Below are 20,972 nucleotides of genomic sequence, written 5' to 3'. Positions count from 1 at the left end.
GCCGAGCACCTGGACGTCGACACGGCGGTGAACCGGCTGCTCGCCGGTCGCTGACCGCCCGAACCTGCAACACCGGCCATACCGGGGCCGCGCGGGTGGAGCCTTGAGTGGGGGTGCTGGTGGCGCTGACAGTGCCGCCGTGGGCCTCGGTGAGCTTGCGCACGATGGCGAGGCCCAGGCCGCTGCCGCCGGTCTGTCGGCTCCGGGACTTCTCGGCCCGCCAGAAGCGGTCGAAGACCCGGGGCAGGTCCTCGGCGCTGATACCGCTTCCGGTGTCGGTCACCGCGACGACGACCCCGGTGTGGGTCGCGCTGGCGCTGATCGTCACGCGCCCGCCCGACGGGGTGTGCCGTACCGCGTTGGCGACCAGGTTGCCGACGGCCTGGCGGAGTCGCACCGGGTCGGCGTCCACCTGCGGGTCGGCCTCGGTGCGTACCGTGATGGTGACCCCGACCCGGTCGGCCTGGGCCCGGTGCGCCTCCGCGACCTGGGCGAGCAGGTCGGTGAGGTAGACCTCTTCACGGTGCAGCCGCAGCGCGCCCGCGTCGGCCTCGGCCAGGTCCTGCAGGTCGGTGATCACGTGCTGGAGCAGTGTCGCCTCCTCCAGTAGTGAGGAGAGCAGCCGGCGGTCGGGGGCCGCGACGCCGTCCTCGACCGCTTCGAGCCAGCCCCGGATGTTGCTCACCGGCGTACGCATCTCGTGGGCGATGTCGCTGACCATGGCCCGGCGTAGCTGTTCCAGCCGTTCCCGGCGTTCGGCCATGTCGTTGAAGGCCTCGGCCAGTCGGGCGATCTCGTCGCGGCCGGTCACCCGGACCCGGGCGGCGCCGTCGCCGTCGCGCATCCGCTGGGCGGCCCCGGTCAGCGCGTGTAGCGGACGGGTCAGCCGGATGCCGGCGAGGACCGTGAAGCCGATCGTCACCAGCAGGACGAGACCGGCGACAGCGACGATGCGGGTCTGGTTGGCGGGGGAGAGGTCGAAGGTGGTCGACTGGCGACCGCCCGGGTCGGTGACGAAGAGGGTCGCGGCCGGAGCGACGTACGGGAGGAGTTGTTCGCGTCGACTGGTGCCGACGCAGGCGCTGACCGCCCGGTTGTGCTCCTGGTCGACGCCGGCCGCGCTGCGGGAGTCGGGTGCGCTGGCCGCCGGCTGCCTCGTCCAGGTCCAGTTCAGGTCCACCTGTACGGCGGGCAGGCGCCGCCGCGCCAGGCAGGTGTTCACCAGGGCGTTGAGCTGGGCGAGTGCCTTGCCCTCGGTGGGCGTACGGATCGCGAGGTCCTCTCTCAACTGGCCGCAGACGGCATTGTCGGCGAGGTCGGTGCCCGGGGTGTCGATCCGAGGGCGGCCGGTGGGGCCGTCCACGACGGCGGCGTCGATCTGCGCCCGCAGCCGCAGACACTGGACCGCCTCGGCCGCCTTGTCGCGTAGCGCGGCGCGCTCCTCGGGCGGGAGCAGGTACGGCCCGGTGGTGCGCGGGTCGATGCGGCTGGTGCCGCCGTCGCCGCTGCCCGGCTGTGTGGTGCCGGGCATCAGGGCGGTGTCGACGGCGAGCGCGTCGACTGTCGCGGACGACGTCGTCGGCAACGGGCCCGCGCCGGGGGCCGAGTCCGCGATCGGCGTACCGGTGTCGGTGGTCAGGGTGATCCGTCGGCCGACGTCCTGGGCGAGCGGCCGAACTGCCGCGTCGACCCCGTCCCAGTTGGGGTGGGTCGCCGCGTACGCGAGCACTGTGTCGTAGATGCGCGCGTCGTCGGCGAGCGCCTGCCCCTGCTCCTGCCGGATCGCCCCGGTGGTGGTGCGGACAGCCAGCCACGCGGTCGCCGCGATCGACCCGATGGCGATGAGGACGGCCAGCGCTAGCAATCGGAGCAGCAGGCTGCGGCGCAGCGGGACCTCACCCGACACGGGGTGACTCTTCGACCAACTTGTATCCGATGCCGTACACGGTCACCAACCGGGCCGGCTTGCGCGGGTTCGGCTCGATCTTCCGGCGGAGGTTCATCACGTGCACGTCGACGGTCCGGTTGGTGATGTACCTGTCGAACCCGTGCAGGTAGCCCAGGAGCTGATCCCGGGTGAACGCCCGGGCGGGCTGGGCGGCCATCGCCTGGAGCAGTTGGAACTCACCAGGTGTGCAGTCGACGAGGTGTCCGTCGCTGCGTACCTCGTGGCGCACCGGGTCGACGTGCACCGCGCCGACCCGCAGCACCGGGTCCGCCTGCGTCCGTTGGCCCCGGCGCAGCAGGCTGCGGGCCCGCGCGACCAGTTCGCGCGGGCTGTACGGCTTCGTCATGTAGTCGTCGGCGCCCAGGTCGAGGCCGAGCAGCAGGTCGTCCTCGGTCGAGCGGGCGGTCAGCATGAGCACCGGCAGGTCGGACTCCCGGCGCAGGATGCGACAGACGTCCAGACCGTCGACCTTCGGCATCATCACGTCGAGGACCAGCAGCGCCGGGGGCCGCTGACGGATCTGCTCCAGGGCGGCCCGCCCGTCGGCCACCACGACCACCTCGTGCCCCTCGCGTTCCAGATACCGGCGCGCCAACTCCGCCTGCTTCTGGTCGTCCTCGGCCACCAGCACGTACGCACACACGGCAGCGACTGTACGTGGCCCCGACCGGTTCCAGCACGGTCGCTGAGCTGCGGCTATCGGATGACGACCGGTTCCTTACAGGTCTCTGACACCCGGGCGTGAGGCTGCACGCCATGACCAACTCAACTCATCGGGTCGCCGCCGGGCTCGCCGCGGTCACACTGCTCGCCGTCGCCCTCACCGGGTGCGGCGGTGGTGCGTCCAGCGCCGACAAGGGCGCCGCCAGCGGTGACGTCGCGTCACTCGTCACCCCGTCTGCCCCGGCGAGCGCCACCCCCGCCGGTGGTGCCGCCAACGGTCGGCCGCAGCTCCGCTTGGACATGACCGACCAGGAGGAGGAGCGGCTCTGGGGGGCGTACAACATCTGCCTGCATGACAACGGCGTGAAGCTGAACGACGGCCGGTCACAACCCGGCCCGGTGGGGGACGGTACGGGCCTGTCCCTCGACCAGAGCGGGGAGCCTAAGGCGGCGTACGTGGCGTGCGCGAACAAGCTGCCGCTCCAGCCGCCGGAGCTGGACCCGGAGAAGAACCCGAACTACGTGAGCCAGTGGAACGACTACGTCCAGTGCCTCCGTGGACGCGGCATGAAGATCCACTCGCTGCCGGACGGCTCCGGCTGGACCTACGACGACGGGGTCGCCGACCCGGCAGGCGGCCTTGAGGGTCCCGCCCTCGCCACTGCCGAGAGGGAATGCACGATGGAGATCTTCGGTGCCAAGAAGTAACCCGACCGACGATCCTGGTCGGCGGACGACCCGTCGGAAGGCGATCGTGGTGGCGGTGGTGACCCTGGTGGTCGCCGTCGGTGCCGGCGTCGGCGTGCTGGCTCTGCGGCGTCACCCCGGCGGTGACGCCGCGAGCGCCCCACCGCCGGTGACGACGACGACTGTCACCCGGGCCGACCTGTCGGACAGCCGCTCGCTCAACGGCACGCTCGGCTTCGGCCCGGAGCGGGTGGTGAAGGGTGCCGGGGAGGGCATCGTCACCCGGCTGCCGAAGGTGGGCGACACGGTGGCCCGAGGCAAGCCGCTCTACTGGGTGAACGACCGACCGGTGCCGGTGCTGTTCGGCGGGACGCCGCTCTTCCGCACGCTCGACAAGCCAGGTCTGGTGGGCAGCGACGTACGGATCGTGTCGGACAACCTGAAGGCGCTGGGCTACCACACCGGTTCGCAACCGTCCCGGGGCACCGACGGCACGAGGATCGGCACGGGTCAGGCAGTGCTCACCGCAAGCCTCGTCGGTGCGATCAAGAAGTGGCAGCAGGCGGTCGGCCTGGACTCCACCGGCACGATCGGGGTCGGGCAGGTCGCCGTGCTGACCGGACCGGCCCGGGTGAGCGCGGTGAAGGCGCTGCCCGGTGACCCGGTCGCCGGTGAGCTGCTGGCCATCACCGAGAAGGTCAAGCTGATCACCGTGCCGGTAGGGGCCACCGAGGTCGGCGCCATCACTGTGGGCGCCGCCGTGGTCGTCGCCCTGCCGGACAGCTCCGAGATCCCGGCGACTGTCGCCTCGATCTCGCAGACGGTGCGCGGCGGTGGGTCGGACGGCGGCACCGGGCAGGGCAGCCCGCCGACGGTGGACGTCCTCGTCGCACCGAGCCGGGCGGCGGACGTGGCCAAGCTGGACGCGGCCACTGTGCAGGTCCGCTTCACCACCGCCGTCCACAAGGGCGTGCTCGCGGTGCCGGTCGGCGCGCTGGTGGCGCTCCGCGAGGGCGGGCATGCGCTGCAACTGCCCGACGGTGGGCTGGTGGCAGTGGAGACCGGGATGTTCGCCCGGGGCCTTGTCGAGGTCCGCGGCACCGGTGTGACCGTGGGCCTCGATGTGGTGACGGCATCGTGATCGCCGAACCGGTGCTGAACGTCGAGGGGGTCAGTAGGACGTACCCCGGCGGGGTGACAGCACTGGACGACGTCTCACTGACAGTGCGCGCTGGCGAGATGCTCGCCATCGTCGGGCCGTCCGGGTCCGGCAAGTCCACGCTGCTGAACATCATGGGCACCCTCGACCTGCCGACCAGCGGCCGGGTACGCGTCGCCGGGCAGGAGGTCACCGCGCTGTCCGACCGTCGGCTCTCCGCGCTGCGGGGCCGCTGGCTCGGTTTCGTCTTCCAGCAGTTCCACCTCACCGACGGGCTGGATGCCGCCGAGAACGTCGCCACCGGCCTGCTGTACGCCGGGGTGCCCCGCCGTCGCCGTCGCCGCACCGCTATCGAGGCGCTGGCCCGGGTCGGCCTGGCGCACCGTGTCGACCACCTGCCGCAGCAGCTCTCCGGCGGGGAGCGGCAGCGGGTGGCGATAGCTCGGGCGCTCGTCAACGAGCCCGCGCTGGTGCTGGCCGACGAGCCGACCGGCGCTCTCGACACTGTCAACGGGGAGGCGGTTCTCGCCCTGCTCACAGACCTCAACGCGGAGGGCACCACCATCGCCGTGATCACCCACGACCGCGATCTCGCCGCCCGTACGCCTCGACAGGTGGAGATCCGCGATGGCCGGATCGTCGCCGACACCGTCACCGGGGGCGGGGCATGAGCGCGACACGGCTCGCCCCGACCGACGTACTCCGGCTCGGTCTGCTCGGCCTGACCACCCGCCGGATGCGGGCCGTCCTCTCCGCCCTGGGCATCTCCATCGGCATCGCCACGTTGGTCGTCGTGGTGGGCATCCCCGCGTCCAGCCAGCGCGACCTGATGGACCAGCTTTCCGCCCTCGGCACCAACCTGCTGCGGGCCGAGCCCGTGCCGGATCAGAACCCGCCCGTCCTCCTGCCCGAGGACGCCGCGGCCATGGCGTCGCGGGTCGGGCCGGTCCACACGGCGAGCGCTGTCGCGAACACCCACACCGCAGTACGCCGCAACGACCTGCTGGACCGGTACGACACGTCCGGGCTCACAGTGCTCGCGTCCCGGCCGGACCTGTTGGGGACTGTCAACGGCAGGATCCGCAGCGGGCGGGCCCTCGACGCCGGCTCGGCCGGACTGCCGACAGCCGTCCTCGGCTACGTCGCGGCGAGTCGGCTCGGCTTCGCCACTGTGGACCCCCGGCAACCACCCCAGGTGTTCATCGGCGAGCGCTGGTTCACGGTGATCGGCATCCTGGACCCGTTGCCGCTCTCCCCGGATCTCGACCGCTCGGTGCTGGTCGGGTGGGACGCCGCCAAGGCCATGCTCGGCTTCGACGGTCACCCCACTGTCGTCTACCTGCGGGCCAGGGAGGACGCGTTGGAGGACGTCCGTGCCGTACTGCCGGCCACCCTCAACCCGCAGTTGCCCGGGCTGGTCCAGGTCAGCCGCCCCTCCGACGCGCTCGCCGCGAAACGGGCCACCGAGGACAGCTTCTCCGCGCTGTTCCTCGGCTTGGCGGCTGTCGCCCTGCTGGTCGGCGGGATCGGCGTCGCCAACACGATGGTCATCTCGGTGCTGGAACGCCGTCGGGAGATTGGCCTGCGCCGGGCGCTCGGCGCGAACCGCGGCCAGATCAGGGTCCAGTTCCTCACCGAGTCGGTGCTGCTCAGCGTGCTCGGTGGCGCTGCCGGGGCCGCACTAGGGGTGCTCGCCACTGTCGGCTACGCCAGCTACCAGGGCTGGCCGCCCACCATCCCACTGACCGCGGTGGTAGGCGGAATAGCCGGTGCCCTGCTCGTCGGTGTGATCGCCGGCGTCTACCCGTCAATCCGAGCCGCCCGCCTAACCCCCACCGAAGCCCTGAACACCCCCTAACCCCACCCCCGCCGACCCCACCCCACCCCACGGCCCGCGGTGATCATGAAGTTGTTGCCAGGACACGCCGACGAGAGTGGCAACAACTTCATGATCAACTGGGCTCGGGGGTGGGGGTGCGGGTGCGGGTGGTGCGCCAGTTGGAGAGGGCCAGGGTGGCGGAGTAGCCGGCCAGGACGATCACGTGGAACAGGTAGAGCCAGAGGAGGACGGCCACGCCGGCGCCGATGTCGTCGAAGCCGCCGAAGGGCACGCCCAGGTCCAGCGGGAGCGAGGCGAAGAGCACGAAGCCGTGCAGGAAACCGGAGAGGTTCGCTGCGGTGAACGACCCGACCCCGAGGGTGGAGAGCCAGTCCGGTGAGGCCGGCCCGACGACCCGGAACACCCACACCAGCACCGGCGTGAGCACCAGCCAGACCGCCAGGAACGACAGCACCACGCCGAGCACACCGAGCCAACCGCCCTGGCGTACGAGACGAGTGGTGAGCGGGAGCGCCAGCAGGATCGACAGCAGCAGCGCGGGGGCCGGCGCGAGCAGTGGCAGCAGCAGGAGTCGGCCCCGCCAGCCGACCAGGTGCTCGTCGGAGCGGGGCGCGGCCACCGAGACGAACGCCCGGCGCAGGCCCTCGCCGTACAGCGAGGCGGGCAGCAGGGAGGCCAGCGCCAGCAGCGGGGTCAGCCCCACCCCGGCGTCGACGAGCGCCTCCACCGCCCGGGGCGCGCCGATCGCTGTGGGCAGGGCCTCCACGGCGTACGAGGTGAGCCGGCGTACCCGGTCGGCCCCGGCCACCAGTGCGGTGAGCCAGATCGCCAGCAGGGCGACCGGCACCACGGCGATCGCCCCGTAGAAGGTGATCGCGGCGGCGTGCAGCGACAGGTCCCGTCCGCGCACCGGACGGAACGCGGCACTCGTGATCCGTTTCGCGCGCTGCCATCCGTTGCCCATCGGGTCCTCCTTCCCTGTCGTCGCGGCCGTCACTCCTTAAGATCGCCGGTCATGACTGTTCTCACCACCGAACGCCTGATCCTGCGTGATTGGACCGACGATCCGGCCGATCTGGCGCGGATCTACGACATCTACTCGCGTCCCGAGGTGAGCCGATACCTGGGCGTGGCGTCGGGTCTGCCGATGACCACCCCGGCCCAGGCCGTCGAGCGGCTGCGGGTCTGGCAGGAGCGGCACGCCGCCGACGGAGGCCGGTACGGCACCTGGGCGATCGAGGTACGCGAGACGGGTCAGGTGGTGGGCACCCTGTTGCTCAAGCCGCTTCCGGGGCGCGACGAGTCGCGCCGGACCGACGACATCGAGGTGGGCTGGCACCTGCACCCGGACGCGTGGGGTCACGGCTACGCCACCGAGGCGGCCCGCGCGGCGGTGGCCCGGGAGTTCGCCGCTGGTACCCGGGAGATCTATGCGGTCGTGTCGCCGAGCAACGAGCCGTCGATGGCTGTCGCTCGGAGGCTGGGCATGACCCATCTCGGTCAGCGCACCGACTGGTACGGCGGGGAGTCGCTGGAGACCTTCGTGTTGACGGCACCAGATGCCTGATCGTTCCGGCACGATCTGACGCAAGATCCGCGCAACTTCGGGGAAGGTGTGGCCTCCAGTAGTCGGGAGGCGGCGCCTTCCCCGATTTCGTGGGCACATCGGCGCGGGCTGCGGCCGTCAGGGCAGACAAGTCCGTCAATAGTCACGGTGGTCGAAGTGTTGACGCTCTCGTAGCACGTCAGTAACCTTTGGGCCAAAGTAACGCAAGATTTTGACAAAGGTATGCACGGTTCTGTGCATGCTCTCGGAAGATTCAACGGGCCTCCTGGGGAGGCCCGTTGATGGTCGTACCCGTCTGGTGTTTCCAGGACGAGCGGCGCCCCCGCGCCGCCCGTGCCATCCCGTCTCTCTCGACACCGGCCCTCTCGCGTCGGCCGGCGCTGCACCGCCGCACCCCCACCCCGTGGTCCAGCCACCGCGGCAACCGTCCCCCGACGACAAGGACAGTGATGAGACGAACGAATCTGTTCAGGATGGTGGCGGCCACGGCCGCCGCCGCGCTGATCGCGACGGCCGGGGCGACAGCCCTCGCGAACCCGGCCGCCGCCGCCCGCCCGGCCGGCCCGGCTGCCGCGTCGAGCACCGGCTTCGCCCCGGCGGCCACCAACCTCGCCCAGGGCCGTCCCACCCAGGAGAGCGGCCACGCCGACGTCTACGACTCGTCGAAGGTCGTCGACGGCAACGTGGGCAGCTACTGGGAGAGCGTCAACAACGCCTTCCCGCAGTGGGTGCAGGTCGACCTCGGCTCGTCGCAGAGCGTCAACCAGGTAGTGCTGAAGCTGCCGACCTCCGGTTGGGGCACCCGGACGCAGACGCTGAGCGTGCGGGGCAGCACCAACGGTTCGTCCTTCACCGACCTGGTCGGGTCGCAGACGTACACCTTCAACCCCGCCAGCGGCAGCACCGCAACCATCAACTTCAGCTCGACCTCCACCCGCTACGTCCGGATCACCATCACCGCCAACAGCGGCTGGCCGGCCGGGCAGCTCTCCGAACTGGAGGTGTACGGCAGCGGCGGCACCACCCCCGACACCACAGCGCCGAGCGTTCCCGGCAACCTCTCGTACACCCAGTCGGGCACCACCATCAGCCTCAACTGGGTCGCGTCGACAGACAACGCGGGCGGCAGCGGCATCGCCGGCTACGACGTCTACCGCAACGGCGCGTTCCTCCAGTCCGTCGGCACCGTGACCACCTTCAACGACACCCAGCCGGCCACGGCGACCGTGTCGTACCACGTGCGGGCCCGCGACGCCGCCGGCAACATCTCCGGCAACAGCAACACGGTGACCCGTACCGGCAGTGGTGACACCACAGCGCCGAGCGTCCCGGGGACGCTGTCGCACAGCACGTCGGGCAGCACGATCACGCTCAACTGGGGGGCCTCCACCGACTCCGGTGGCAGCGGGCTCGCCGGCTACAACGTCTACCGGGGCGGCAGCCTGATCGCCACGTTGGGCACCGTCCTCACCTACCAGGACACCCAACCGGCGACGGCGACAGTGTCGTACCACGTCCGTGCTCGCGACGGCGCCGGCAACCTCTCCGGCAACAGCAACACCGTCACCCGCACCGGCAGCAACCCGCCGGCCTGCACCAACGTGGCGCAGGGCAAGAGCATGACGGCGAGCGGCTCCACCTTCAGCTTCACCCCGGACAAGGCGAACGACGGGCAGCTCACCACCTACTGGGAGGGTGCGGCGAGCTACCCGCAGAACCTGACAGTGGCGCTGGGTGCGAACCACTCCATCTCCGGTGTCACAGTGAAGCTCAACCCGGACCCGGCCTGGGGCACCCGTACCCAGACCATCCAGGTTCTCGGTCGCGACCAGGCGTCGTCCTCGTACACCAGTCTGGTGTCGGCGGCTGCCTACCAGTTCACCCAGGGCACCAACCTGGTGACCATCCCGGTCAGCGCGACCACCGCCGACGTGCAGTTGCGGTTCACCGGCAACACCGGCGCCCCGTCCGGCCAGGTGGCCGAGCTCGAGGTGTGTGGCACCCCGGCACCCAACCCGGACCTGGTCGTCAACTCGGTGACCTGGTCGCCCACGTCGCCCAGCGAGGTCTCTCCGGTCACCCTCTCGGCAGTGGTGCAGAATATCGGGTCCGCCACCGCCGGTGCGACCACTGTGAACTTCAGCCTGGCCGGTGCTGTCGTCGGCAGCGCCTCGGTGGGCACGCTCGCCGCGGGCGCCTCGACCACAGTGTCGCTCAACGCCGGTACGCGGCCGATGGGCAGCTACGCCGTCTCGGCGGTGGTCGACCCGGCGAACACGATCGTCGAGCAGAACAACGGCAACAACAGCCGCACCGCCGCATCACCGCTGGTGGTGGCGCAGGCCCCCGGCCCCGACCTCCAGGTGCTCAGCATCGCCTCGAACCCGCCGAACCCGGCCGTCGGGGCGTCCGTCACCTTCACCGTGGCTGTTCGCAACCGGGGCACCTCAGCGACCGGCGCGACCACCGTCACCCGGCTGGTGGCGGGCAGCACCACGCTCAACACCAACACCGCCTCGATCGCCGCCGGCGCGACTGTCACAGTGGCCGTCAGCGGTAGCTGGACAGCCACCAGCGGCGGCGCCACCATCACCGCCACCGCCGACGCCACGAACGTGGTCGCCGAGACCAACGAGACGAACAACGCGTTCAGCCAGTCGATAGTTGTCGGTCGTGGGGCCGCCGTCCCGTACGTCTCCTACGAGGCGGAGGCCGGCCGTTACCAGGGCACGCTGCTGGAGGCCGACCCGCTGCGGACCTTCGGGCACACCAACTTCGCCAGCGAGTCCTCGGGTCGCAAGTCGGTGCGACTCACCGGCACCGGCCAGTTCGTCGAGTTCACCTCGGCCAACCAGGCCAACTCCATAGTGGTGCGCAACTCCATCCCGGACGCGCCCGGTGGCGGCGGCATCGAGGCGACCATCAGCCTCTACGTCAACGACGTCTTCTCCCGGAAGTTGACGTTGTCGTCGAAGCACAGCTGGCTCTACGGCAACACCGACGGGCCGGAGGCGCTGACCAACACCCCGCAGGCCGACGCCCGGCGGCTCTTCGACGAGTCGAACGCGCTGTTGGCGCAGTCGTACCCGGCCGGCACCCGGTTCAAGTTGCAGCGCGACTCGGGTGACACCGCCTCCTTCTACGTCATCGACATGATCGATCTGGAGCAGGTGGCGCCGGCGGCGAGCCAGCCGGCCGGTTGCACCTCGATCACCTCGTACGGTGCGGTCCCGAACGACGGGCTCGACGACACCGCCGCCATCCAGCGCGCGGTGACCGACGACCAGAACGGCGTCATCAGCTGCGTCTGGATCCCCGCCGGGCAGTGGCGGCAGGAGCAGAAGATCCTGACCGACGACCCGCTGAACCGGGGCATGCACAACCAGGTCGGCATCAGCAACGTCACGATCCGGGGCGCCGGAATGTGGCACTCACAGCTCTACACGCTGACCGAGCCGCAGAACGTGGTGGGTGGCATCAACCACCCGCACGAGGGCAACTTCGGCTTCGACATCGACAAGAACACCCAGATCTCCGACATCGCCATCTTCGGCTCGGGTCGGATCCGCGGCGGTGACGGCAACGCCGAGGGCGGCGTCGGTCTGAACGGTCGCTTCGGCGCCGGCACGAAGATCAGCAACGTCTGGATCGAGCACGCCAACGTGGGTGCCTGGGTGGGCCGCGACTACGACAACATCCCCGACCTGTGGGGGCCGGCCGACGGGCTGGAGTTCACCGGCATGCGGATCCGCAACACGTACGCCGACGGCATCAACTTCAGCAACGGCACGCGTAACTCGCGGGTGTTCAACTCCTCCTTCCGCACCACCGGTGACGACGCGCTCGCCGTCTGGGCCAACCCGTACGTCAAGGACCGCAACGTCGACATCGCGCACGACAACCACTTCGTCAACAACACCATCCAGCTTCCCTGGCGGGCCAACGGCATCGCCATCTACGGCGGCTACGACAACTCGATCGAGAACAACCTGATCTACGACACCGCCAACTACCCGGGCATCATGCTGGCGACCGACCACGACCCGCTGCCGTTCTCCGGCACGACGCTGATCGCCAACAACGGGCTCTACCGCACCGGTGGCGCCTTCTGGAACGAGGACCAGGAGTTCGGTGCCATCACGATCTTCCCGGCCACCAGGGACATCGTCGGGGTCACGATCCGGGACACCGACATCATCGACTCCACGTACGACGGCATCCAGTTCAAGAACGGTGGCGGCAACATACCGAACCTCGCGATCACCAACGTGCGGATCGACAAGTCCGTCAACGGTGCCGGCATCCTCGCGATGAGCGGCGCGCGCGGCAACGCCAACCTGACCAACGTGACGATCACCAACTCGGCCGACGGCAACATCGTCATCCAGCCGGGCTCGCAGTTCGTCATCAACGGCGGCTGACAGCGACCGGGGGCCGCTGCGGCGGCCCCCGGTCGACAACCGCGCCTGATCACCACGATCTCAGTGACGTTGGGGTGTCCGCACGCTGCGGACACCCCGACGTCCGTGAACCCGAGTCGATCATTGCCGGGTAGTGGCGTTAGTCGGACATCCGACGCCGCCGCCGATGGGCCGAACCGGTCATGACCGCCGAGGATGGCCGTTGACCTGTTGCTACCGGGTGGGCAGCGGACGTCGTGCTGCCCCTTGACGATGACTTTGGGTACGTGACGTGTCTCGCGGCGACCTGTCAATGTGGAAGGTGGATCGGCACCGCGATTCGCGGATGGCTGCCCAGCAGCAGGGTCGGAGGCGAGCATGGACGACGAAACCGGTTCCACCACAAGCCGGCCGCTGCGGGCCCTGCTGCGCTGGTTGGGTGCCGCTGCCGCGATCGCCGGCATCGTGGGCGTGGTGTTCCAGGTGATCGAATGGGCCGGTTCCCGCGCCACACCAGCGGCGGAGACCAGCGCGGGAGCGAGCCCGACAGTGGCCACGCCCACCGCCAAGGCGAACGGCGACGAGCAGTTCGTGCAGGCCGGCCAGTGTGTGCGCAACGTCGGTGGCGCGGCCACAGTGGTGTACGAGATCGCCACGTGTGGTCCCGGGACGTGGCGGGTGCTGGCTCGCGTCGAACAGCCCGTAGTCGGCGAGGCGCAGGCCGATGCGGTGTGCGAGGCCCAGGCGCCCGGCTTCGCCGAATACCACTACTCGAACTGGACAAAACGCTCCGACTATCTCGACGTCGTGTTCTGCGTCGCCCCGGTCTGAACGCCGCCCGAACGCGGGGGCCAGGCCGATATCCCAATCTGTCGCACCGCGTGTGCGCTGCCGCACCGGGCGGGGCGGCGCGACTAGGCTGAGCTGAGCAGGATGGTCCGCTGAGGGGGTGAGCCCGGATGACCCAGGCAGCGTTCGCGCCGGAGCCGGCGCCGCAGCACACCGAGCCGTCGTTCGACGTGCTGCGGTGGCACGACGAACCCTGGACTGCGCAGCTCGCCCTCGACCTGTTGCCGGAGACCAACGGCCCCAAGGTTGAGGTCCTGAGCGGAAGCGTGATCGTGACACCACATGCCGGGTACGACCATCAGGACGCGGAGTTGGGCCTCGCTTATCTCCTCAAGCAGGCGGCCCGTCAGGCGAAGCTGTGGCTTTATCTTGAGACGAACATCGTCTCGGGCCAGGATCTCTTCATCCCGGACATCGTCATTCTCGATGCGCCCGGCGGCGGTCGCACGACGATGGACATCGGGCACGCCGTGCTTCTCGGGGAGATCGTCTCCCCCGGAAACCGACGCAAGGACATCATCGACCGCCCGCGTGAGTACGCCGCCGCACGCGTGCCCTTCTTCCTCCGGGTTGACCTGCGCAATCGGGTGCCGACCATCGCGTTGTACGAGCTGACCGAGGGGGAGTACCGGCCCGTGGCTGCCGCTGCGGCCGGGACGCGCTTCGTCATGCGGGAGCCGTTCGAGTTCTCCATCGATCCGGCCGACCTGCTGGGCGAGGAGGCACTGCCCGAAGTGTCGGCGGAGGGGGAGGGCTGAGGCTCCCGGCGGGTGTGCAGCGAGGGTGGGGAAGAATGGCCGGGTGACTTCCCCCCGCGACCTCGTTCTGCTCGGGTCCACCGGCTCGATCGGCACCCAGGCCATCGACATCGTCCGGCGCAACCCGGACCGGTTCCGGGTGGTCGCCGTGGGCGCTGGCGGCGGCAACGTCGAGCTGCTCGCCGCCCAGGCCCTCGAACTGGGCGTCGAGGCGGTCGGGGTGGCCAAGGCGTCCGCCGCGCAGGACCTGCAACTCGCGTTCTACGCCGAGGCGAGCCGGCGCGGTTGGGCCACCGGTGACTTCAAACTTCCCAAGATCGTGGCCGGCCCGGACGCCATGACCGAGCTGGCCCAGTGGCCGTGCGACATCGTGCTCAACGGGGTGGTCGGCTCGCTGGGCCTCGCTCCTACGCTGGCCGCGCTGCGCGGTGGTCGTACTCTCGCGTTGGCCAACAAGGAGTCGCTCGTGGCCGGCGGCCCGTTGGTCAGGGCCGCTGTGACGCGGCCGGGGCAGATCGTCCCGGTCGACTCGGAGCACTCGGCGCTGGCGCAGTGCCTGCGCTCCGGTTCGCGCGGCGAGGTGCGTCGGCTGATCGTCACGGCCAGCGGCGGCCCGTTCCGGGGTCGGCAGCGCGACGAGTTGACGCAGGTCACACCCGAGCAGGCCCTCGCGCACCCGACCTGGAACATGGGGCCGGTCGTCACGATCAACTCCGCCACCATGGTCAACAAGGCGCTGGAGGTGATCGAGGCGCACGAGCTGTTCGACGTGCCCTACGCCGACATCACAGTGATGGTGCACCCGCAGTCGGTGATCCACTCGATGGTCGAGTTCGTCGACGGGTCGACGATCGCCCAGGCCAGCCCACCGGACATGCGGCTGCCGATCGCGCTCGGCATCGGCTGGCCCGACCGGGTGCCCGAGGCGGCCACCGCCGTCGACTGGACGGCCTCGCACACCTGGGAGTTCGCGCCGCTCGACGACGAGGCGTTCCCGGCCGTCGCCCTGGCCAAGGCCGCCGGGGAGACCGGGCGCTGCCGGCCGGCGATCTACAACGCGGCGAACGAGGAGTGTGTGGCCGCGTTCGTGGCGGGCCGACTGCCGTTCCTCGGCATTGTCGACACCCTCGAACGCGTGTTGGAGGAGGCTCCGGACTTCGACGAACCAGGTACCGTCGAGGACGTGCTCGCGGCCGAGTCGTGGGCACGCGCGCACGCGCAGGAGATCATCGCGGGTTCGGTGGAAGGAGCTTGATGTCGTACCTGCTCGGGGTGGTCCTCTTCGCCCTGGCCATTCTCATCTCGGTGAGCCTGCACGAGGCGGGTCACCTGCTGACCGCCAAGGCGTTCGGGATGAAGGTCACGAAGTACTTCGTCGGTTTCGGCCCCACCATCTGGTCGTTCCAGCGGGGTGAGACGGAGTACGGCCTCAAGGGCATCCCCCTCGGCGGCTTCTGCAAGATCGTCGGGATGACGCCGCAGGACGACGACGTCGAGCCGGGCGACGAGTCGCGCGTGATGTGGCGCTACCCGGTCTGGAAGCGGACGATCGTGATGGCCGCCGGGTCGATCACGCACTTCGCGCTCGCCCTGGTCACCATCTGGATCCTCGCCGTCTCCGCCGGCCTGCCCAACCCCGACTTCCCGACCACCGACGCGCAGGCCCGCCAGGAGCCCGCCGTCATCCAGCTCAGCGAGTGCGTGGTTCCGGAGAACGCGGTGCGGGCCTGCACCCCCGCCGACGCGGCCAGCCCGGCCGCCCAGGGGCAACTGCGCAACGGGGACCGGATCACCTCGGTCAACGGCACCTCGATCAACTCCTACGGCGACCTGCTCACCACGCTGCGCGGGCTCAAGCCGGGCGACACCGCGCAGATCGCGTACGTCCGCGACGGGCAGCCGAACACCACCAGCACGGTGCTCGCGCAGACCCAGCGTCCGCCGCTGGACAACCCGACAGGTGCCGCCGCGCCGGTGGCCGCGCTCGGCGTCGGGCTCGTCCCCAGCACCCCGACCCGCGTGACGTACGGCCCGGTCGGCGCCTTCGGCGCCACCGCCGACTTCACCGGTCAACTGGCCGTCGGCACCGCCCAGGCGCTCCAGCGCCTCCCGCAGAAGGTCCCCGCCCTGTGGACCGCCCTCACCGGCGGCGAGCGCGACGTCGACACCCCGATCAGCGTGGTCGGCGCCAGCCGACTCGGCGGCGAGGCGGTGGAGAACAACGCCTGGCTGGTCTTCTTCATGCTCTTCGTGTCGCTGAACTTCTTCATCGGCGTGTTCAACCTGCTGCCGCTGCTCCCGGTGGACGGCGGCCACATCGCCATCGCCTGGTTCGAACGGGCCCGCTCCTGGGTCTACGCGCGGATCGGCCGGGCCGACCCCGGCCGGGTGGACTACCTCAAACTGATGCCCTTCACGTACGTGGTGATCCTGATCGGTGGCGCGTTCACGCTGCTGACCATCGCCGCGGACGTCGTCAACCCCATCACGCTCTTCTCAAGGTGAGTGCCTGAAGTGACAGCTATCAGTCTCGGTATGCCCGCCGTGCCGCCCCCGCCGCTCGCTCCCCGTCGGGCCAGCCGCCAGATCATGGTCGGTTCGGTTCCGGTCGGTGGTGGTGCGCCGGTGTCCGTGCAGTCGATGACCACGACCCTCACCTCCGACATCAACGCGACCCTTCAGCAGATCGCCGAGCTGACCGCGTCCGGCTGCCAGATCGTCCGGGTGGCGGTGCCGTCCCAGGACGACGTCGAGGCGCTGCCCGCGATCGCCAAGAAGTCGCAGATCCCGGTGATCGCCGACATCCACTTCCAGCCCAAGTACGTCTTCGCCGCTATCGACGCCGGCTGCGCGGCGGTCCGGGTCAACCCGGGCAACATCCGGCAGTTCGACGACAAGGTCAAGGAGATCGCCCGTGCCGCGGGGGCGGCGGGGACGCCGATTCGGATCGGCGTCAACGCCGGGTCACTGGACAAGCGCCTGCTGAGCAAGTACGGCAAGGCCACCGCCGAAGCACTTGTCGAGTCGGCGCTGTGGGAATGCTCGCTGTTCGAGGAGCACGGCTTCCGCGACATCAAGATCTCGGTCAAGCACAACGACCCGGTCGTGATGATCCGGGCGTACCGGCAGCTCGCCGAGCAGTGCGACTACCCGCTGCACCTCGGCGTCACCGAGGCCGGGCCGGCGTTCCAGGGCACCATCAAGTCGGCTGTCGCCTTCGGCGCGCTGTTGGCCGAGGGGATCGGCGACACGATCCGGGTCTCGCTGTCCGCTCCGCCGGTCGAGGAGATCAAGGTCGGCAACCAGATCCTGGAGTCCCTCGGTCTGCGCGAGCGGGGCCTGGAGATCGTCTCGTGCCCGTCCTGCGGGCGGGCCCAGGTGGACGTCTACAAGCTCGCCGAGGAGGTCACCGCCGGCCTCGAAGGGCTGCCGGTGCCGCTGCGGGTCGCCGTCATGGGCTGCGTGGTGAACGGTCCGGGCGAGGCTCGGGAAGCCGACCTCGGCGTCGCCTCCGGCAACGGCAAGGGCCAGATCTTCGTCAAGGGGCAGGTCGTCAAGACGGTGCCCGAGGCCCAGATCGTCGAGACCCTGATCGAAGAGGCGCTGCGAATCGCCGACGAGATGGGCGCCGAGCTCCCCGAGGAGCTGCGCGGGCTGGTCACCGGCCCAACCGTCACCGTTCACTGATTCTCCATGTGGAAAAGCGGCCGTTCCCCGCACGGGGAACGGCCGCTTTTCGTTTGAGCTGATCGTGCGGTTGTGCGCTGTGGTGCTCGTAGCTGTGGTGCGGCCTGGCGGTGTGGTGCGGCCTGGCGTCACTCGGATTCGGCGAGGATCGCGTACAGCTTGCGCCGGGTCTCGTCGAGCACCTGGGCGGCCCGCTCGCGCTGGTCGTCGGTGCCGTTCATCATCACTTGGCGTAGGGCGTTCATCGCCTGCGCGCCGGAGTCACGGATGTCGTGCCAGCTGCTCACAGTGCCCTGGGCGACGTCCGCCCACGGCGGGGTCTGCGCGGCCTCGGTGGCCTCCGCCTGACCGGCCTCGGTGACAGTGAACCGCTTCCGCCCACCACTGGGCTCCTCGGTGCTGGCCACGATCACGCCCTCGTCCTCCAGGAGCTGGAGGGTGGGGTAGATCGAGCCTGGGCTCGGCCGCCACGCACCGCCGGTGCGGGAGTCGATCTCCTGGATCATCTCGTAGCCGTGCATCGGCCGCTCGGTGAGCAGGGCCAACACGGACGCTCGGACGTTGGGGCGTCGGCCCCGACCCCGTCCACGGCCCCGGCCGCCCCAGGGGCCGCCGTGTCCGTGCTCGTGGCCATGGCCGTGCGGACCGGGCGGGACCGGCGGGAAGCCGAACCCCCGCATCCGGACCTCGTGCATCGGGTGGTGCTGTCGGTGGAACCTCATCAGGTTCTTCCTTCCTTAGGACTATCGCTGATGCATCAACGATATATCGGCAATGCATCGTCGACAACCCTCCTTTACCAAACCGTACGTACGTCTTGTTAAAGTGTCGGCCATGCGCCTGCTTCCCCCGCCGGGCCCGGCCCGGGTCCTCACCATCGGCACTCTGGTCAAGACCGTCGGGCGGGGCCTCTGGCTCGTCGCCAGCGCGCTCTTCCTCACCCGGTCGGTCGGCCTGTCGGCCACCGAGGTCGGCATCGGGCTGACCATCTCGGCCCTGGTCGGTGTGGTGGCCAGCGCCCCGAGCGGCTACCTGGCCGACCGCGTCGGCCCACGCGGTGTGCAGGTCGGCGCGCTGTTCGTCGCCGGCACCCTGACCGTCGGCCTGATCGCCGTCCGGTCGTTCCCCACGTTCGTGCTGGTGGGAGCTGCCACCGCGCTCGCCGACGCGGTCGAGCGCGGTGCCCGTGGCGCGCTGATCGCCGGAGCGATCCCAGCCGACCAGCGGGTCCGCACCCGCGCCTACCTGCGAGCCACCACCAACGTCGGGATCTCCGTCGGCGCTGTCCTCGGCGGCTTCGCCATCGCCGCCGACACCCGAACCGGGTACGTCGCGCTGATCCTGGCCTCGGCGGCGACATCACTGGCCGCAGCGGTGGTCTTCCTTCGACTGCCCGCCGTCGCCCCGGTCGCCGCCCCGACGCACGGCCCTCGGCTGGTCGCCCTACGGGACCGCCCGTTCCTCGCCTTCACCCTTGTCGACGGGCTGATGTCGATGCACTTCAGCCTGCTCACCATCGCCCTGCCGCTGTGGATCGCCGGCCACACCCGCGCCCCCGCCTGGATGATCTCCGCGTTGACACTGGTCAACACCGTGCTGGTGGTGCTCCTTCAGGTACGCGCCGCGAATACCGCCGCCACACTGCCCGGAGCCGCCCGCGCCGCCCGTCGAGCGGGCGTGGCCATCGCCCTGGCCTGCGTACTCTTCGCCGCCAGCGGCGCGCTGCCCACCGCCGGCGCTGTGGGGCTGCTCGGCCTCGGGGCACTCGCGCACGTCACCGGCGAGCTGTGGCACTCCGCCGCCGGCTGGGGGATCTCCTTCGGGCTGGCGCCGGCGGACGCCCAGGGGCAGTACCAGGGGGCGTACGGCATGGGCTACGAACTGGGCAAGATGCTCGCACCGGTAGTGGTGACCACCCTCGCGCTCGGCTGGGGCGTACCCGGCTGGCTCGTGCTCGGTGCCCTGTTTCTCCTGCTCGGAGCCCTGGTGCCCCCGGTCGTCCGGTGGGCCGGGCGGACCCGGCCGATCAGTGGGCCGGCAGAGCCTGCACCGGCCTCGGCACTCGACCGGCGGAGCGGGGGGTCGATCTGGCAGGCTGATAGTCGTGCTGACGGTGCCGGTACGCCAACTGGGGGAATCGGAGCGCCGCGCGGTCGAGCGACTGCTCGACCATGACCCGTTCGCGGGCGCGCAGGTCGCCGAGCGGATCGCCGCGCGCGGACTCTCGTGGTGGCGGGCCGAGGGCAGAATCCTGGGGTACGGGGCTCGCCGCAACCTCGAGTCACTCTGCTGGCTCGGCGGCAATCTGACCCCGGTGCTGGCCAGTGACGCCGCGGTGGCCGCCTTCGCCGACCTGCTCGCGGGCGAGGAGCGGCTCTGCTCCTCCATCGTCGGCCGGGCCGACGCAGTCCTCGGGCTGTGGGACCGCCTCTCCGACACGTGGGGGCCAGCGCGAGACGTTCGCCCCAATCAGCCGCTGCTGGTCACCGACACGCTGCCACCCGTACCGGCCGATCCGGAGGTACGCCAGGTTCGCTCCGGCGAGGTCGACCGGCTCTTCCCGGCGGCGGTCGCCATGTACACCGAAGAGGTCGGCGTCTCCCCGCTGGCCGAGGACGGCGGACGCAGCTACCGCCGACGGGTCAACGATCTGGTCCGGAGCGGTCGCGCGTACGCCCGCATCATCGACGGCAAGGTCGTGTTCAAGGCCGAGCTGGCAGTGGTCACCAAACGGACGGCGCAGATCCAGGGCGTCTGGGTGGCACCGGAGTGGCGAGGCCGGGGGATCGCCACCGCCGCCATGGCAGCCGTGGTCCGCGACGCGCTGCTGCGGGTCGCACCCACCGTCAGCCTGTACGTCAACGATTTCAACCTCCCGGCCCGCCGCGTCTACGAGCGCTGCGGCTTCCAGCCGATCGGCACCCTGGCCACAGTCCTCTTCTGACCGCTGCGGGTTGGCTCGCGCGGCACGCGGTGGTGCATCCCCGCAGATCTTGGACACTTTCCGTTCGCGCGGGACGGAAACTGTCCAAGATCTCCCGACAGCCACCGACCTCACCGCGCCATCCGCTTCCACCGGCGCGCCATCCGCGCTTCCGGCCGGGCAGGCTGGTGTCGCAGCGTCCGCTCCCGGCGGGCAGGCGGCGTCGCCGCGTCCACTCCCGGCGGGGGACCCGGCGTCGCGACGGCCCGCGACCAGTGACCTGGGGTACGGCAATGGAAGTGCCGCTGGCCGGCACCCCGGGTTGCGGGTGCCGGCCAGCGGTCGGTGTCGTGCTGTCTCGCTGGGGTGCGGTGGTGCTGGCGTGCGGGTGGTGCGGTGGTGCGGGTCAGCTGTTCCAGTGCTGGGCGACGAGGTCGGTGGCCTGCTGCTCCCACTGGGCGTAGGCGTCCGGGTAGGCCGACACCTGCACC

The 20,972-nt window shown here is 70.4% G+C and carries 17 protein-coding genes; 13 read left to right on the top strand and 4 right to left on the bottom strand.

Annotated features, from left to right (window positions below; all coding sequences use genetic code 11):
- Together AB0C19_RS33195 and AB0C19_RS33190 are read right to left on the bottom strand one after the other, a co-directional pair.
- Nucleotides 1-1,906, bottom strand: a 1,906-nt coding sequence (locus AB0C19_RS33195) for a HAMP domain-containing sensor histidine kinase (RefSeq protein WP_357191833.1), incomplete at its 3' end; no start/stop codon positions are given.
- Nucleotides 1,896-2,591 carry a response regulator transcription factor gene (locus AB0C19_RS33190; protein WP_357191830.1) on the bottom strand — a complete coding sequence of 232 codons (696 nt, stop codon included), beginning with the start codon at nt 2,589-2,591 and terminating at the stop codon, nt 1,896-1,898. The genes AB0C19_RS33190 and AB0C19_RS33195, both read right to left, overlap by 11 nt.
- 113 nt (nt 2,592-2,704) lie before the next feature.
- On the opposite strand from AB0C19_RS33190, the gene AB0C19_RS33185 reads away from it, so the two are divergent.
- From AB0C19_RS33185 to AB0C19_RS33170, 4 genes are read left to right on the top strand one after another with little or no spacing between them, the layout of a single operon-like run.
- Complete coding sequence (locus tag AB0C19_RS33185; protein WP_357191827.1) at nt 2,705-3,319, top strand: hypothetical protein; 615 nt, start codon at nt 2,705-2,707, stop codon at nt 3,317-3,319.
- Nucleotides 3,306-4,439 carry an efflux RND transporter periplasmic adaptor subunit gene (locus tag AB0C19_RS33180; RefSeq protein WP_357191824.1) on the top strand — a complete coding sequence of 378 codons (1,134 nt, stop codon included), beginning with the start codon at nt 3,306-3,308 and terminating at the stop codon, nt 4,437-4,439. Before AB0C19_RS33185 ends, AB0C19_RS33180 begins: the two co-directional genes overlap by 14 nt.
- Nucleotides 4,439-5,128 carry an ABC transporter ATP-binding protein gene (locus AB0C19_RS33175; protein ID WP_357191836.1) on the top strand — a complete coding sequence of 230 codons (690 nt, stop codon included), beginning with the start codon at nt 4,439-4,441 and terminating at the stop codon, nt 5,126-5,128. Before AB0C19_RS33180 ends, AB0C19_RS33175 begins: the two co-directional genes overlap by 1 nt.
- Nucleotides 5,125-6,315: an ABC transporter permease gene (locus tag AB0C19_RS33170; RefSeq protein WP_357191821.1), complete on the top strand. Its 1,191-nt coding sequence runs from the start codon at nt 5,125-5,127 to the stop codon at nt 6,313-6,315. The genes AB0C19_RS33175 and AB0C19_RS33170 overlap by 4 nt, the downstream gene beginning before the upstream one ends.
- A gap of 94 nt (nt 6,316-6,409) precedes the next feature.
- On the opposite strand, the gene AB0C19_RS33165 is transcribed toward AB0C19_RS33170, so the two are convergent.
- Nucleotides 6,410-7,261 carry a YhjD/YihY/BrkB family envelope integrity protein gene (locus tag AB0C19_RS33165; protein WP_357191819.1) on the bottom strand — a complete coding sequence of 284 codons (852 nt, stop codon included), beginning with the start codon at nt 7,259-7,261 and terminating at the stop codon, nt 6,410-6,412.
- Between the two features lie 51 nt (nt 7,262-7,312).
- Between AB0C19_RS33165 and AB0C19_RS33160 the strand changes: the two genes are divergently transcribed.
- From AB0C19_RS33160 to ispG, 7 genes are all read left to right on the top strand, one after another.
- Nucleotides 7,313-7,864 carry a GNAT family N-acetyltransferase gene (locus AB0C19_RS33160; RefSeq protein WP_357191816.1) on the top strand — a complete coding sequence of 184 codons (552 nt, stop codon included), beginning with the start codon at nt 7,313-7,315 and terminating at the stop codon, nt 7,862-7,864.
- 449 nt (nt 7,865-8,313) lie between these two features.
- The gene (locus AB0C19_RS33155; protein WP_357191813.1) at nt 8,314-12,285 is read left to right on the top strand and encodes a CARDB domain-containing protein; all 3,972 of its coding nucleotides are present in this window, start codon (nt 8,314-8,316) and stop codon (nt 12,283-12,285) included.
- Nucleotides 12,286-12,642: 357 nt separating this feature from the next.
- Nucleotides 12,643-13,095, top strand: a complete 453-nt coding sequence (locus tag AB0C19_RS33150; protein ID WP_357191810.1) for a hypothetical protein — start codon at nt 12,643-12,645, stop codon at nt 13,093-13,095.
- A 128-nt stretch (nt 13,096-13,223) separates the two neighbouring features.
- Nucleotides 13,224-13,871, top strand: coding sequence for a Uma2 family endonuclease (locus AB0C19_RS33145; protein ID WP_357191807.1), 648 nt, complete (start codon nt 13,224-13,226; stop codon nt 13,869-13,871).
- A 43-nt stretch (nt 13,872-13,914) separates the two neighbouring features.
- Entirely contained in the window at nt 13,915-15,126 is a 1,212-nt protein-coding gene (dxr, locus tag AB0C19_RS33140; protein WP_357191805.1) for a 1-deoxy-D-xylulose-5-phosphate reductoisomerase, read from the top strand.
- Nucleotides 15,126-16,376, top strand: a complete 1,251-nt coding sequence (locus tag AB0C19_RS33135) for a site-2 protease family protein (protein WP_357191803.1) — start codon at nt 15,126-15,128, stop codon at nt 16,374-16,376. Before dxr ends, AB0C19_RS33135 begins: the two co-directional genes overlap by 1 nt.
- 9 nt (nt 16,377-16,385) lie before the next feature.
- Nucleotides 16,386-17,558, top strand: a complete 1,173-nt coding sequence (gene ispG, locus AB0C19_RS33130) for a flavodoxin-dependent (E)-4-hydroxy-3-methylbut-2-enyl-diphosphate synthase (protein WP_210787026.1) — start codon at nt 16,386-16,388, stop codon at nt 17,556-17,558.
- A 128-nt stretch (nt 17,559-17,686) separates the two neighbouring features.
- Here ispG and AB0C19_RS33125 read toward each other — a convergent pair whose 3' ends face one another.
- Nucleotides 17,687-18,280, bottom strand: a complete 594-nt coding sequence (locus AB0C19_RS33125) for a PadR family transcriptional regulator (protein ID WP_357191800.1) — start codon at nt 18,278-18,280, stop codon at nt 17,687-17,689.
- Nucleotides 18,281-18,392: 112 nt separating this feature from the next.
- Between AB0C19_RS33125 and AB0C19_RS33120 the strand changes: the two genes are divergently transcribed.
- On the top strand, nt 18,393-19,733 hold the full coding sequence (locus tag AB0C19_RS33120) for an MFS transporter (protein ID WP_357191798.1): 1,341 nt from the start codon (nt 18,393-18,395) through the stop codon (nt 19,731-19,733).
- Nucleotides 19,663-20,502 carry a GNAT family N-acetyltransferase gene (locus AB0C19_RS33115; RefSeq protein ID WP_357191796.1) on the top strand — a complete coding sequence of 280 codons (840 nt, stop codon included), beginning with the start codon at nt 19,663-19,665 and terminating at the stop codon, nt 20,500-20,502. The genes AB0C19_RS33120 and AB0C19_RS33115 overlap by 71 nt, the downstream gene beginning before the upstream one ends.
- Nucleotides 20,503-20,972: the final 470 nt, after the last annotated feature.

Origin of the sequence: Micromonospora sp. NPDC048842 (genome assembly GCF_040649935.1) — a bacterium.
In the GTDB taxonomy this organism is placed as follows: Bacteria; Actinomycetota; Actinomycetes; order Mycobacteriales; family Micromonosporaceae; genus Micromonospora; species Micromonospora hortensis.
This window is presented reverse-complemented; position numbering and strand designations above follow the sequence as displayed.

Excerpts from the sequence above, each read along its gene's own strand:
- AB0C19_RS33185 (WP_357191827.1), top strand. The coding sequence starts at position 2,705 with ATGACCAACTCAACTCATCGGGTCGCCGCCGGGCTCGCCGCGGTCACA.
- AB0C19_RS33170 (WP_357191821.1), top strand. The coding sequence starts at position 5,125 with ATGAGCGCGACACGGCTCGCCCCGACCGACGTACTCCGGCTCGGTCTG.
- AB0C19_RS33165 (WP_357191819.1), bottom strand. The coding sequence starts at position 7,261 with ATGGGCAACGGATGGCAGCGCGCGAAACGGATCACGAGTGCCGCGTTC.
- AB0C19_RS33160 (WP_357191816.1), top strand. The coding sequence starts at position 7,313 with ATGACTGTTCTCACCACCGAACGCCTGATCCTGCGTGATTGGACCGAC.
- AB0C19_RS33155 (WP_357191813.1), top strand. The coding sequence starts at position 8,314 with ATGAGACGAACGAATCTGTTCAGGATGGTGGCGGCCACGGCCGCCGCC.
- AB0C19_RS33150 (WP_357191810.1), top strand. The coding sequence starts at position 12,643 with ATGGACGACGAAACCGGTTCCACCACAAGCCGGCCGCTGCGGGCCCTG.
- AB0C19_RS33145 (WP_357191807.1), top strand. The coding sequence starts at position 13,224 with ATGACCCAGGCAGCGTTCGCGCCGGAGCCGGCGCCGCAGCACACCGAG.
- AB0C19_RS33135 (WP_357191803.1), top strand. The coding sequence starts at position 15,126 with ATGTCGTACCTGCTCGGGGTGGTCCTCTTCGCCCTGGCCATTCTCATC.
- AB0C19_RS33125 (WP_357191800.1), bottom strand. The coding sequence starts at position 18,280 with ATGAGGTTCCACCGACAGCACCACCCGATGCACGAGGTCCGGATGCGG.
- AB0C19_RS33120 (WP_357191798.1), top strand. The coding sequence starts at position 18,393 with ATGCGCCTGCTTCCCCCGCCGGGCCCGGCCCGGGTCCTCACCATCGGC.